This window comes from Streptomyces sp. A01 (assembly GCF_059026195.1).
The window spans coordinates 24,129-38,032 of the sequence record NZ_JBWLKN010000008.1; the positions used below are offsets into that span (position 1 = coordinate 24,129).

10 protein-coding genes and 1 pseudogene are annotated in these 13,904 nt (G+C 74.0%); 9 read left to right on the top strand and 2 right to left on the bottom strand.

Annotation, left to right across the window (positions count from 1 at the left end; translation table 11 throughout):
* Positions 1 to 46: 46 nt before the first annotated feature.
* Positions 47 to 1,525 (bottom strand): lipase maturation factor family protein, encoded by a 1,479-nt coding sequence (locus AC5P1B_RS12755; protein WP_493887050.1) that lies wholly within the window; start codon positions 1,523 to 1,525, stop codon positions 47 to 49.
* Between the two features lie 215 nt (positions 1,526 to 1,740).
* Entirely contained in the window at positions 1,741 to 3,207 is a 1,467-nt protein-coding gene (locus AC5P1B_RS12760) for an alpha/beta hydrolase (RefSeq protein ID WP_493887051.1), read from the bottom strand.
* 247 nt (positions 3,208 to 3,454) lie between these two features.
* Between AC5P1B_RS12760 and AC5P1B_RS12765 the strand changes: the two genes are divergently transcribed.
* The 9 genes and pseudogenes from AC5P1B_RS12765 (at position 3,455) to AC5P1B_RS12805 (ending at position 13,901) form a co-directional block, all read left to right on the top strand.
* A complete protein-coding gene (locus tag AC5P1B_RS12765) occupies positions 3,455 to 4,711 on the top strand; it encodes an ATP-grasp domain-containing protein (RefSeq protein ID WP_493887052.1) in 1,257 nt (418 codons plus the stop codon).
* The gene (locus AC5P1B_RS12770) at positions 4,708 to 5,532 is read left to right on the top strand and encodes a Rossmann-like domain-containing protein (protein WP_493887053.1); all 825 of its coding nucleotides are present in this window, start codon (positions 4,708 to 4,710) and stop codon (positions 5,530 to 5,532) included. Before AC5P1B_RS12765 ends, AC5P1B_RS12770 begins: the two co-directional genes overlap by 4 nt.
* An 11-nt stretch (positions 5,533 to 5,543) precedes the next feature.
* A complete protein-coding gene (locus tag AC5P1B_RS12775; protein WP_493887346.1) occupies positions 5,544 to 6,599 on the top strand; it encodes a PLP-dependent cysteine synthase family protein in 1,056 nt (351 codons plus the stop codon).
* The gene (locus AC5P1B_RS12780) at positions 6,596 to 7,687 is read left to right on the top strand and encodes a dipeptide epimerase (RefSeq protein WP_493887054.1); all 1,092 of its coding nucleotides are present in this window, start codon (positions 6,596 to 6,598) and stop codon (positions 7,685 to 7,687) included. The genes AC5P1B_RS12775 and AC5P1B_RS12780 overlap by 4 nt, the downstream gene beginning before the upstream one ends.
* A 108-nt stretch (positions 7,688 to 7,795) precedes the next feature.
* A pseudogene (locus AC5P1B_RS12785) lies at positions 7,796 to 9,049 on the top strand (MFS transporter); the annotation flags it as partial.
* 218 nt (positions 9,050 to 9,267) lie between these two features.
* Entirely contained in the window at positions 9,268 to 10,116 is an 849-nt protein-coding gene (locus tag AC5P1B_RS12790; protein ID WP_493887055.1) for a class I SAM-dependent DNA methyltransferase, read from the top strand.
* Between the two features lie 199 nt (positions 10,117 to 10,315).
* On the top strand, positions 10,316 to 11,905 hold the full coding sequence (locus tag AC5P1B_RS12795) for an ABC transporter substrate-binding protein (RefSeq protein WP_493887056.1): 1,590 nt from the start codon (positions 10,316 to 10,318) through the stop codon (positions 11,903 to 11,905).
* A complete protein-coding gene (locus AC5P1B_RS12800; protein ID WP_493887058.1) occupies positions 11,902 to 12,855 on the top strand; it encodes an ABC transporter permease in 954 nt (317 codons plus the stop codon). The genes AC5P1B_RS12795 and AC5P1B_RS12800 overlap by 4 nt, the downstream gene beginning before the upstream one ends.
* A gap of 122 nt (positions 12,856 to 12,977) precedes the next feature.
* The gene (locus AC5P1B_RS12805; RefSeq protein ID WP_493887347.1) at positions 12,978 to 13,901 is read left to right on the top strand and encodes an ABC transporter permease subunit; all 924 of its coding nucleotides are present in this window, start codon (positions 12,978 to 12,980) and stop codon (positions 13,899 to 13,901) included.
* The last annotated feature ends 3 nt before the right edge of the window (positions 13,902 to 13,904 follow it).

Below are 13,904 nucleotides of genomic sequence, written 5' to 3' on the forward strand. Positions count from 1 at the left end.
CTGGCCTGCGACTTCCGGCCCCCGCCGTCGGCGGCCCGGTGACTGGTCAGAGTCCGTCGTACGGCGGGGCCAGCCCGGCCCGGTGGGCCATGGGCCCCAGGGTGTCCCGTGAGACGGCCGGGAGGTACATCCCGACCGGGGTGCGATGCCACCACGCGCCGGTGTCCCGCAGCTCGCGCCAGGTCGTGAAGCGGTAGGCGTAGAGCCTGGCGCGCAGCTGGGCGGGCGGCGCGCCGGGGAAGGGGTTGGTCCGCAGCAGCCGCAGCGTGCGCGCGTCGCCCGCGAGCAGCTTGCCGAGGAGCGGTGCGAACCATGGGCGGGCGAAGGCCGGTGACATCGCGGCGAACCACATCATCCAGTCGAGCCGCAGATGGTACGGGGCGAACGGGCGCGGCAAGCGGCGCGGATCGCCCGGCTTGCCCTTGAACTCGTACTCCCGCCATACCGCTTCGGGCGTGCCGGGCGCCGCCTCGGTGCCCTCGATGACCACCTCGCGCCGGTGGCGGTTGACGCTGCCGAAGGCGCCGTACGCGTTGGCGATGTGCAGGGAGTTGAAGGAGGCGTTCATCCGCTGGTGGCGGGCGACGAGGTTACGCGCGGGCCAGTAGCTGAGCCACACCACCAGCGCGGTCGCGGCGATGACGACGACCTCGAACCACAGCGGGGGAGCGGCGGGGTGGGGCGGCTCGGGAAGCCCGAGCGCGTCGCCGGCCAGTGAGCCGTCCAGCGCGACCAGGGCCAGGGTGATCGTGATCCAGTTGAGCCAGGCGAAGTTCCCGGAGAGCACCAGCCACAGCTGCGTGACGATGATGACGGCCGCCGCCACGGTCGCCACCGGCTGCGGTGCGAACAGCGCGAAGGGCACGATGAGCTGCGCGACATGGTTGGCCGCCGTCTCCACCCGGTGCAGCGGCTTCGGCAGGTGGTGGAAGAACCAGCTCAGCGGGCCCGGCATGGGCTGCGTCTCATGGTGGAAGTCCAGGCACGTCAGCTCCCGCCAGCAGCGGTCGCCGCGCAGCTTGATCAGCCCGGCGCCGAACTCCACCCGGAACAGCAGCCAGCGCACCAGCCACAGCGTCAGCACGGGTGGCGCCGTACGCGCGTTGCCGAGGAAGACCGCGAGGAACCCCGCTTCCAGCAGCAGCGACTCCCAGCCGAAGCCGTACCAGGTCTGGCCGACGTTGACGATCGACAGATACAGCGCCCACAGCACCGCCCACATCAGCATCGCCACCCCCAGCGGCACCGCGTCGGCGGCCCCGGCCAGCACGGCGGCCGACAGCGCCGCACCCGACCAGGCGACGGCGGCGAACAGCCGGTCGGAGTAACGCAGCTGGAACAGGCTGGGCGCCGCGCGGAAGGGCACCGCCCGCACGAAGCGCGGCACCGGCGTCAGCCCGCGTTCGCCGATGAGCGCCCGGAACTGCCAGGCGGCGGTCAGGAACGCGGTCAGGTACACGGCCGCCAGAGCCCGTTGAAAGGCCAGTCGGCTCCACCAGTAGTCGGGTGCGGTGAACCACTCCATGACCCTCGCTCCTCGCGCGCGTCCTGTCGGGCGGTGGGGCCATCCGTACCATCCGCGCCGCGCTCACGGGGCGAGGCACGGCGCGCGTCCCGCCGCCCGGCACCCCCGTTCACCGCCGCGACCCGCCGCCGTACGCGTGCCCCGCGCCGACGGCCGCCACCCGGGTGGCGGCGGGCGGGACGCGCGCACCCGCGTCCCGCCCGGGGCGCGTCAGGTTACGGGAGGCCGGGACCCGAGCAGTGCACGCCCGACCGCGGCACGGCGCCGTCCACCAGGTAGGCGGCCACGGAGTCGTCCACGCAGGCGTTCTTCCGGCTGGCGAACACGCCGTGCGAGTAGTCGTCGTGCAGGGTGACCAGCCGTGAGCCGGGCAGCTTGGTGAGCATGGCCCTGGCCCCCTCGATGGGGGTGACCGGGTCGTGCGCGGAGGCCACCAGCAGCGCGGGCGGCGCGTCCGGGCGGCCCAGCGGTGTGCGGTGCGCGGGACGGTGGTGCCAGTAGGCGCAGGCGGTGGCCTCAAGGCCCGACAGCACCGGCCGCGGGTCGAGCCGCCGCAGCCCGCGGACGTCGGAGATGACTTTCGCTGGACTCGGCCCTGGCCCGTCCGCGCACTTCACGGCGCGGTTGGCGGCCTCGAAGTTCCGTGAATCCGGCGCGTCGAAGGGGGCCTTGGGGCGCAGGCCCGCCACGTCACCGCCGCGCAGATAGTCGCGCAGGCCCTCGCCGAGCCCCGCCCAGCGTTCGGTGCGACCCAGCGCCCGGTAGACGGCGCGGTCGAACCCGGCGGGCCCGAATCCGTCCACAGGGCGCTCGCGCAGACCGTCGCGGACCCGTTCGTACGCGGCGCGCACCTCGGCCGCGCTGTCGCCGAGACCGAACCGCCCCGGCTCCCTGGCCAGCCACCCGAACAGCACGTCGCGTTGCCGCAGCAGCGCCCTGGCCTGCCGCACGTCGAAGTCGTGCCAGTCCCAGGGGCCGACGACGCTGTCGAGCACCATCCGCCCGGTCCGGTGCGGGAACAGCGCCGCGTACGCCGCGCCCAGGTAACTCCCGTACGAGACACCGAGGAAGTTGGTCCGCCGTTCGCCGAGCGCGGCGCGGATCGCGTCCATGTCGCGCGCTGTCGCCTCGGTCGACAGGTGGCGCAGCGCCCCACCGGTGCCGGTGGCGCAGTCAGCGGCCATGTCCCGCAGCGAGCGGAGGTAGCCGCGCTCGGCGGTACGCCCGACGGGCACCGGGTCGGCGCCCGGGCTGTCGAAGAGGCCGCCCATCGGGCCGCAGTCGGCGGGCGCGCTGTGCCCGACGCCGCGCGGGTCGAAGCCGATCACGTCGTAGGCGCGCCGCACCCGCTCGGGCAGCTTGGCGCGCTTGGTGACGGCGTACGACAGGCCGGAGCCGCCGGGCCCGCCGGGGTTGACCAGCAGCACACCGCGCCGCTCGGCGGCGCTGCCCGAGGCGCGTACCCGTGAGACGGCGATGTCCAGGCGCGCACCGCCGGGGCGGCTCCAGTCGAGCGGCACCCGCACCGTGCCGCACTCCACGCGGTCGGCACCGCCCGGTGCGGGCACCGAGTCGGGGCAGGGCCCGAAGCCGAGGGAGGCGACCGGGTGGGCCGCGGGTGCCGGGCGGGCGGCGGCGGGGGCCGGGGCGGCGGGCGCGAGGGCGGCGGTGCCAGCGAGCACCGCGCACACTATCGCGGCTCCGCGGCGGGTGGTTGGGGAGCTGGCGGCGCTGGTCGCCGGGGTGGCGGCCGAGGTCGGAGCGGGTTCAGGCACGGCGGTTCTCGCAATCGGGACCGGAGTGGTCCAGCTAGGTGACAATGAAAATGATTATCGGTAGCGTGTGCTCTCGGTCAACACGGTCCCGGCCCCCCCGGAGGGCTCCCTCCGGCATGCCCGGACCAAAGCGTCACCGCCGAAAAGGAGCGTTGTGGGTCACCTGCTGATGATCGAAAGCTGGGTCGGGTCGATGAGCCGACTGCTGCCGCGAGCCCTTCGCGAAAGCGGGCACGAGTTCACCTTCCTCACCCGTGACCTGCACCATTACCTGCGCAACGCACCCGAAGGCAGCGCGCACCCCCTGCTCGGCGCCCGCAATGTGCTGACCGCCGACACCAACGACCTGGCCACGCTGCTGCCCCACGTGGAGCGCCTGCACGCCGTGCTCGGCTTCGACGGCGTCCTCACCTCCTGCGACTACTACCTGCCCGCCGTCGCCCGCGTCGCCGAGCACCTCGGCCTGCCCGGCGCCTCGCCCGAGGCCGTACGGAACGCCTGCCGCAAGGACGCCACCCGGCGCGCCCTGCGCGAGGCGGACGTCCCCGGCCCCGGCTTCGCGGTCTGCGCCGACCTGGCCGCCGCCACCCAGGCGGCACGGGAGCTCGGCTACCCGCTGGTCATCAAGCCCGTCGATCTGTGCGCGGGCATGTTCGTACGCCGCGTCGACGACGAGAAGGAGCTGAGCGCCGCCTACCGGGCCCTCGCCGACTTCCCCGTCAACGCCAGGGGCCAGCGCCGCGAGCCCCAGGTCCTCATCGAGGAACTCCTCGAAGGACCCGAAGTCAGCGTCGAGACCGTCTCCTTCGGCGGGACGGCGCACGTCGTCGGCGTCACCGACAAGAGCGTCGGCGGCGCCCCCGCGTTCATCGAGACCGGCCACATGTTTCCCGCCGCCCTCACGCCCGCCGACACCGAGGCCGCCGCGGGCACCGCCGTACGCGCGCTGGCCGCGCTCGGCCTCGACAACGTCGTCGCGCACACCGAGATCAAACTGACGGAGGCCGGGCCGCGCGTCGTCGAGGTCAACCCGCGCCCCGCGGGGAACCGCATCACCGAACTGGTGCGGCACGTCACCGGGGTGGACCTCGCCGCCGCCTGCGTGGACGTCGCCCTCGGCCAGACCCCGGACGTGACGCCCCGTGACACCGGCGTGGCCAGCGCGGCCATCGGCTTCCTGGTGCCCGACCAGGAGGGCGTACTGGAGGCCATCGACGGCGGCGAAGGTCTCGACGCGCGGCCCGGTGTGCTGGAAGTCCAGCTCGCCGAGCCCGGCAAGGCCGTCAAGGCGGCGGGCAGCAACAACGAATACCTCGGCCACGTCATGGTCGCCGACCCCGCGGGCCCGGGCGCCCGTGCCCGCGTCGAAGCGCTGCTGGGCGGACTGCGGCCCAAGGTGGTCAGCCGATGAGCACCACACTGCGGCCCGCCACCGGCTACGCCGACCTCGTCCGCCGGGTGCGCGCGGGAAAGTTCGGCCCCGACCCCACCGGCCAGCGAATATCCGTCGCCTTCACCACCACCCAGGCCGTACGGCACGACGGGCGCGGCGGCGGCTACCGCAACGAGGTGCTGAGCCTGCGCCTCGCCGAAGCCGTCGGCTCCTGCGCCGTGGAGCCCGGCGCGCTGCCCCCCGCCGCCCTCGACGACTGCGTCGGCGCCGACATCGCCACCCTCCTCGCCCACCCGCTGCCCGCGGTACGCGTCGCCGCTCTCGACGCCTACCTGCTGCACTGCCTCCCGCACGCCACCGCCCCCGGCGCCGCGCCCTGCCCGCTGCCCGGCGGCAGCTCGCTGGAGAAGTCGCGGGCCAGGGCCCGCGCGGTGGCGGCCCTGGTGGACGCCGAACCGGGCGCGACCGTCCTCGTCATCGGCGTCGTCAACTCCCTCCTGGAAGCCCTGCGGGAGCGCGGCCTGACCTGCCTGCCCTGCGACCTCAAGGGCGGGACCACCGAGTGGGGCGAGCCCATCAGCACCGACGCCACCGCCGAACTGGCCCGCTGCGACGCCATCCTCGCCTCAGGGATGACCCTGGGCAACGGCACCTTCGAGACCCTGCGCGACCACGCCGAACGGCACGGCAAGCCCCTGGTGATGTTCGCCCAGACGGGCAGCGGTGTGCTGCCCCGCCTGCTCGGCTCCGGCGTCAGCGCCGTATCCGCTGAGCCCTACCCGTTCTTCTGGCTCGACGGCGGGCCCAGCGTCATCTACCGCTACGGAGAGACCTGTTGACCGTCACGGCCATGGCGCCCGCCGCCAACCACGAACTCCTCGCCCTGCTGGGCCGCACCCCCCTCGCCCGCATCACCACCGACCTGCCCTGCCCGCAGCCCGGGTTCTGGGCCAAGCTCGAAGGGCTCGGGGCGGGCGGCATGAAGGCACGCGCGGCCGTCTCCATGCTGCTCGGCGCCAGGGAACGCGGTGAACTGCTGCCCGGTGCCCCGGTGGTGGAGTCCACGTCGGGGACCCTCGGTATCGGCCTCGCCTTCGCCGGGCAGGCCCTCGGCCACCCCGTCGTCCTCGTCGGGGACAACGAGCTCGAACCGTCGATGCGCCAGCTGCTGCGCGCCCACGGGGCCAGGCTCGACATCGTCGACCGGCCCGCCGCCGACGGCGGCTGGCAGGCCGCCCGCATCAACCGGCTGCGGGAAGTGCTGACCGAACTGCCCGGCGCGTACTGGCCCGACCAGTACAACAACCCCGACAACGTGGCCGGTTACGCCTCACTCGCCGCCGAACTCGCCGTCCAGCTCGACCACCTGGACATCCTCGTGTGCAGTGTCGGCACCGGCGGGCACAGCGCCGGAATCATCGCACCGCTGCGCCGCCACTGGCCCGCGCTGCGCCTCATCGGCGTGGACGCCACCGGCTCCACCATCTTCGGCCAGCCCGCCAGGCCCCGGCTGATGCGCGGCCTCGGCAGCAGCATCCACCCCCGCAACGTCGCCTACCGCGCCTTCGACGAGGTGCACTGGGTCGGACCCGCCGAGTCCGCCGACTGCTGCCGCAGACTCGCCCGTTCGAGCTTCGTCAGCGGCGGCTGGAGCACCGGCGCCGTCGCCCTCGTCTCCGCGTGGGCGGCGCGAGTCCACCCCGGCGCCGTCGTCGCCACCGTCTTCCCCGACGGCCCGCAGCGCTACCTCGGCAGCGTCTACGACGACGCCTTCACCACGGCACACGGCATCGACCCCGCCGCAGCCGCCACCCGGCCCATGGAGATACCGCACCCCCGTGCCGCCGAAGCCGCCGGATGGGTGCGCTGCACCACGGTCGTCGACCCCCTGGAAGGCACCGCATGAAGACCACCCTGCGTACCACGCGGCTCGAACTCGCCGAGCCGCTGCGCATCTCGCGTTCGGTGATGGCGGCGCGTGACGCGGTATGGCTGTCCATCGAGCACCGCGGGCTGCGCGGCCACGGCGAAGTCGTCGCCAGCGTGTACTTCGGGCTCGACACCGAGACCATCGGGCGGCTGCTGACCGACGCCGCGCTCGACCTCGCCCGCTTCCCCGACCCGGAGACGGCCCTCGGCGCGCTGCGGGCCGGGGAACTGCCCGCCGACGGTACGCCGCCCGCCATCACCGCCGCCGTCGAAGCGGCCCTGCTCGACCTCGTCGGCAAGCGCGCCGGGGCACCCGTCCACCACCTCCTCGGCACGCTGACCCCGCCCGCGGCGGCGACCGCCCGCACCATCGGCATCACCACCGCCATCCGGGCCGCCGTCCGCGCCCGCTGCCTCGCCGACAGCGGCTTCACCACCATCAAGGTCAAGGCCGGGAGCGCCGACCCCGAGGAGGACGTGGAGCGCGTGCGCGTCATCCACGCCGAGGCTCCCGGCATGCGGCTGCTGCTCGACCCCAACGGCGCCTGGACGGCGGCCGAGACACTCGACCTGCTGCCCCGGTACGCCGAACTCGGCGTCGAGGCCGTCGAACAGCCCACGGCCCCCGGCGACCCCGACGGCCTCGCCGCCCTCGCCGAGCGCTCCCCGCTGCCCGTCATCGCGGACGAGGACGCCGTCAGCTACGAGGACATCCGCCGCCTGGCGGGCCGGGTGCACGGCGTCAACGTCAAGCTCGCCAAGTGCGGCGGGGTGCACGCCGCCCTGCGCATCGCCGAACTCATCGCGGGCAGCGGCACCTCGCTCATGCTGGGCTGCCTCACCGCCAGCTCCCTGGGCATCGCGCCCGCAGTCCACCTCGCCGACCGGGCCCGCTGGATCGACCTCGACGGGCATCTGCTGCTCGCCGACGACCCGTGGACCGGCATCGGCGGCACCGACGGAACCGTACGCGCCAGCAGCCGCGCGGGACTCGGGGTGCGCCCTACGCGCCCGGGCGCGCGCGAAGAGCTCGGGGCCGAGGCGCCGGAGCGGCGGCTGACCTGACCCGGCGCGGCTCCGCCCCGGTGGACCCGCACCCGGCCCGCCCTCGCGCCGAGGCCCTCCCACACATCCCTCGCACCGGCACCGCCCGTACCAAGGAGACATCGCACCGTGAAGACCTGGAGTGAGATACGCGGCTTCCCGCTCGCGATCCGCCTCCTGCTGATCAACCAGCTCGGTGTGAACACCGGCTTCTACCTGCTCATCCCCTACCTCGCCACCCACCTCGGCGAGGACCTCGGGATGTCGGCGGCCGTCGTCGGCATCGTCCTCGGCGTCCGCAACCTCAGCCAGCAGGGCCTGTTCATCATCGGCGGCTCAGCGGCCGACCGGCTCGGCGCACGCGGCGTCATCATCGCCGGATGCGCGCTGCGCACCGTCGGATTCGCCCTCTTCGCGCTGGGCGACGGACTCCCCGTGCTGCTCGCCGCCTCCGTGCTGAGCGGCCTCGCCGGAGCCCTGTTCAACCCGGCCGTACGGGCCTACCTCGCCCAGGAGGCAGGGGGCCGCAAGGCCGAGGCGTTCGCACTGTTCAACGTCTTCGCCACCACCGGGGCCCTGATCGGCCCGCTGCTCGGCAGCGCGCTGCTGCTCGTGGACTTCCGCGTCTCCGCCCTCACCGCGGCCGCGATCTTCGCGGTGCTCACCGTCGCCCAGGCGCTGGTGCTCCCCGCCCGCGAGGTGCCGCCCGCGAAGAGCAGCGTGCTCGGCGACTGGCGCGAAGTCCTCGGCAACCGCGCGTTCCTCGCCTTCTCGCTCGCCATGGTCGGCATGTTCACCATGGAGAACCAGCTGTACCTGCTGATCCCCGACGGCGCCAGGCACGCCACCGGCTGGCAGGGCGCCGCCGGAATCGTCTTCCTCGTCGGCACCCTCGCCAACCTCACGCTCCAGATGCGCATCACAGGGAAGCTCAAAGAACGCGGCAGCCGCGCCCGCTGGATCACCCTCGGACTCACCCTGATGGGTCTCGCCTTCGTGCCCCCGCTCGCGGTGGCCGGGGCGGGTACGCCCGAGGGGACGGGCCGCGCGGTGCTCGGCCTGCTGCCCGTCCTGGCCGGGGCGCTGCTGCTCTACCTCGGCGTCATGATCGCGCAGCCGTTCGTGATGGAGCTGATCCCCGCGTTCGGCCGCTCCCAGCTGACCGGCACGTACTTCGGGATCTTCTACGTGGTGTCGGGCATCGCCGCGGCGCTCGGCAACACGGCGGTCGGCTGGGCCATGGACGCCGGGGAGGAGGGCGCCGCCTGGCTGCCCTGGGTCTGCTGCCTGGCCTTCGGGCTCGCCTCGGCGTGCGGCGTGGCCTGGCTGCACCGGCTGCGCGTCCTGCCCGCCCCGCCCCCGCCGGAGGCCCCTGCGGCGGCACCAGGCAGCGGCGCGGCACAGGAAGGCCCGGTGGACACGCGGGAGACCGTGGCAGCGGGCGCTCCGGCGCGGCGGCCCGGCACGCGCGCGCAGATCTCACAGGCCTTCCGGCGGGAGCGTCCCGGAGACCGCGGTGACGGCGGGACGCGCGCTGACGCGACGAGTGCTGACGCGACGAGTGCTGACGCAGCGAGTGACGAGAAGACGGGAGCGCGACGATGACGACCGGAACCCCACCGCCCGGCCCCTCGGTCACCGCCAACGCCGCCGCCCCCGCGCGGGAGGGCGGCGGCAACCTCCTCACCGACAACCCGGCCCTGTACGAGGCGCGGTTCCCCGACACCGACCGGCTCGCCGCACGCTGGACGGAGGCGACCCTCGCGCGGCACGGCGCCGGGCCGCGCGTCCTCGACCTCGGATGCGGCACCGGCCGCGACGCCGCGCATCTGCACGCGGCGGGACGCCGGGTGGTGGGCGCCGACCTCTCAGAGGCGATGCTGCGGCACGCGCGCCAGCACCACCCGGGGCCCACCTACGTCAGCGCCGACCTGCGGGACTTCGACCTCGGCCGCGCCTTCGACGCCGTCGTGTGCCTGGACAGCGCCCTGCTGTACTGCCACACCAACGACGACATCGACGGCCTGCTCGCCTCCTGCCGCCGTGCGCTGAACCCCGGCGGACTGCTCGTCGCCGAGATGCGCAACGGGGCCTTCTTCCTCGGCAGCACCGAACTCCTCGACGCCCCGGCCCACGGGTCCCTGAGCTGGCAGGGCATCACGTACGAGTCGGTCACCACGCTGTGGGTGGACCGCGCCGCGCAACTGCTGCGCCGCCGCAGGACATGGGCCGCCGACGACGGCTCACCGCCCGTCGAGCAGTGCTCCGCCTGGCGGCTGCTGTTCCCGCAGGAGCTGCGCCACCTGCTCGCCGCCCACGGCTTCACGGTGCTCGACCTGCACGACGGGCCAGGGCCGCGGACCGAACCCCCGTGGCGGGAGGGGGACCTGCCGGGGGCAGCGGCGGACGGCGACCGGCTGCACGTCGTGGCCCGCCTGGCGGACCACTGACGCCCGCGCCGCCCACCAGCCCGGACCCGTACCGCCCGGACCCGTACGCACGCCCCCGTACCGCACCCCGCTCCCCGCCCGCCCACAGCACCACGCGCCCACAGCACCAGCCCCCACCGCGACACCAAGCACCGCGACACCAAGCACCGCACACCGCGACACCAGACGACAACGCCACCGCATCGCGAGGAGATCCCCAGTGACCGAATCCGCTGACCTTGACCGCTCGTACCCCGCCCTGCGGCGGCGTGGGTTCCTCGCCGTGGGCGCCGCGGCCGGGCTGGGCGCGCTCGCCCTCACCGGCTGCGGCGGCGGTTCCTCCGGCGACAGCGGAGACGGCGGCGGTGACGGCAAGCCGCGCCGCGGCGGGCGGCTGCGTGCCGCCTTCGCCGGTGGCGGCACCGCCGAAACCCTCGACCCGCACCTGGGCAACCTGTTCGCCGACGCCGCCCGCGCCAAGGCACTGTTCGACAAGCTCGCCGACTGCGGCGCCGACATGGCCGCCCAGCCCCGGCTCGCCGCCAAGTGGGAACCGAACGCCAACCTGGACCGCTGGACGGTGACCCTGCGGGAGGCCACCTTCCACAACGGCGAGCCGGTCACCGCGCAGGACGTCCTGTTCAGCTACCGGCGCATCGCCGACCCGAAGAAGACCTACCGCGCCAAGGCGTCCCTGGAACCCATCGACCTCAAGGCGAGCCGCGCCAAGGACGCGCGGACCATCGAGTTCCGGCTCAAGCGGCCCACCGCCGAATTCCCCAACATCCTCGCGGCGTTCGGCGCGTACATCGTGCCGGACGGCACCGAGAAGTTCGACAAGCCGGTCGGCTCGGGACCGTTCCGCTTCGTGTCCTTCGCCCCCGGCCGCTCCTGCGTCGTCCGCCGGTACGAGGACTACTGGGAGGGCGCGCCGCACCTGGACGAGCTGGAGTTCGTCATCGCCAACGAGGAGTCCGCGCGGATCAACGCGCTGCTCGGCGGGCAGATCGAGTACGCGCACGAGCTGAACCCGGCCACCGCCCGCGCCTACGAGGGCAAGGGGCAGATCGACGTCGTCCGGCTGCGCAACAGCGCCATGCAGGCGTTCGCGATGAAGACCGACCGGGCGCCGTTCGACGACAAGCGGGTGCGGGAGGCGTTCTTCCTCATGGCCGACCGCGAGGAACTCGTGGACGGTGCGCTCTCCGGTGCGGGGGAGATCGGCAACGACCTGTTCGGCAAGGGGTACGAGTACTACGCGAAGGATCTGCCGCAGCGCGAGCAGGACCTGGACCGCGCCCGCCACCTGCTGAAGAAGGCGGGAGCCGACGACCTGCGGATCACCCTGGACACCTCGGACGTCGCCGCCGGGTTCACCGAGGCCGCCGGGATCTTCCGCGACCAGGCCGCCAAGGCGGGCGTCAAGATCAAGGTGAAGACGGGCAACAAGGACACCTACTGGAGCGACATCCTCGACTCCGGCACCCTGTGCTGCTACCGCTCCGGGGCCATGCCCATCGAGTCGCACATCTCGCAGCGGCTGCTCACCGACTCCTCCACCAACGCCACGCACTGGCACCACAAGGACTTCGACAGCCTCTACCAGCAGGCCCAGTCCACCAAGGACAAGAAGGCCCGCGCGGCCGTCTACGGGCGCATGCAGCGCCGTCTGCACTCCGAGGGCGGCTTCCTGGTGTGGGGCTTCGCCGACTGGATCGTCGGCACGGCGAACAAGGTGCGCGGCGTCGAACGGCAGGCGCCCGCGAACACCCTGGACTGGGCCCGGTTCGACAAGGTGTGGCTGCGTTGAGTCCACTGCGCTCCTGGCTCGCCCGGCGGCTGCTCCTCGGCGTCGCGCAGACGGTGGCCGTCGTGCTGCTGGTCTTCGCGCTGACCGAGGCGCTGCCGGGAGACGCCGCCGTCGCGCTGGCCGCCGACAACCCCGATCCCGAACGGGTCAAGGCGATCCGCGAGGCCATGGACCTGGACCGGCCCGCGCTGGAGCGGCTGGCCGACTGGGCCGCCGGAATGCTGCACGGCGACTTCGGCTCGTCGCTGGCGTCCGGACGGCCCGTCACCGGCTACCTCTCCGACGGGTTCGGCCCGACCCTGCTGCTCGCCGCGCTCACCGTGGCGCTGCTGGTGCCGATCGCGGTGGGACTCGGCGTGCTCGCGGCCCGCCGCGAGGGCGGCCCCGCTGACAAGATCATCAGCTCGGTCACGCTCGGCGTGTACGCCGTGCCCGAGTTCGCCTTCGGCGTGCTGCTGGTGACCGTCTTCGCGTTGCGCCTCGACTGGCTGCCGCCCACCGCCGTCGGCTACGGCACGGACCTGCTGGCCCACCCGGCGGTGCTCGTGCTGCCCGTCCTGGTGCTGCTGTCCCGGCCCGTGTGCTCCATCAGCCGCCTGGTGCGAGCCGGGATGATCGACGCGCTGGCGTCCCCGTACGCCGTGCAGGCCCGCCGCTACGGCGTCAGCGGCCCGCGCGTCCGCTACGCGCACGCGCTGCCCAACGCCGTGGCGCCCGCCGCCCAGCAACTCGCCCGCACCGTCGACTGGCTGCTGTGCGGAGTCATCGTCGTCGAGGCGCTGTTCATCATCCCCGGCCTCGGCACGGTGCTGATGGACGCGGTCGCGGCGCGCGACGTGCCGGTCGTGCAGGGGCTCGCCGTGGTGTTCGGCGTGCTCGCCGTGGTCCTCAACCTCGCCGCCGACGTGGTAGCGCACCGCTTCGCGCCCCGGACGGGGGTGGCCGCGTGAGTCCGCTCCCCCCATCCGCCGCCGCGAACCCGGGCGGCCCGTCCGCGACCTCACCTGAGGCCGGACCACAGGAGCCCAGGCAGCCCGGGGGAACGGCGTCCGGTCTCGGGCGGCTTCGCGAGCTGGGGGCTGGGCGGTTCGCCCTGGGCCTCGTCATCGTGGCCGTACCGCTGCTGCTCGCCCTCCTCGGCCCGCTGCTCGCCGGGGACGCCGGGGCGCGCGGAGTCTCCTTCACCACCGGCGGCGGCCACTGGCTCGGCACCGACTTCGTCGGGCGTGACGTGTGGCGGCAGGTGCTCCTCGGCGGCCAGTCGGTCGTCCTGGTCGCCCTGTCGGCGACGGCTCTCGCCTACGCTGCCGCCCTGCCGATCGGCCTCACCGCCGCCCTCACCCACCGGGGCTGGCTCGAAGAACTGCTGATGCGCCCGCTCGATGTGCTGCTCGCCGTGCCGTCGCTGCTGCTCGTCCTGCTCGTCGCCTCGGTGTACTCGCCGGGCGGCGCGGGGCTCGCCCTGCTGGTGGCGCTGGTCAACATCCCCGACGCGGCGCGCATCGTCCGCGCCTCCGCGGCCGAGGCGGCGTCCCGCCCGGCCGTGGAAGCGCTGCGGATGCAGGGCGAGACCTGGCGCCGTATCGCCGTCGGGTACGTCGGGCGGTCGATGCGGCGCACCCTCGCCGCCGACGCGGGCGTGCGGCTGACCGGTGTGCTGTACCTGGTGGCCACCGCCGCCTTCCTCGGCGTAGGAGTCGAACCGGACGCCGCCGACTGGGCGGTGATGGTCGACCGCAACCGCACCGGGCTGTTCCTCCAGCCATGGGCGGTGGTGGTGCCCGCGCTGCTGATCGTGGCCCTGTCGATGGGCACCAACCTGCTGTTCGACGCCGCGCTGGCGCCGCGCCGGACGCGTAGCGGCGCGAAGAGGGCCGCGCGACGCGCCGAGCGGCGTTCCGGGGCGGGAGCCGACGGGCGCGCGGCGACACCTGGTGGAAGCGAGCGCGCCCCGGAGCGCGACAGCGAGCGCACAGTGAAGGAGAAGCGCCGGTGAGCG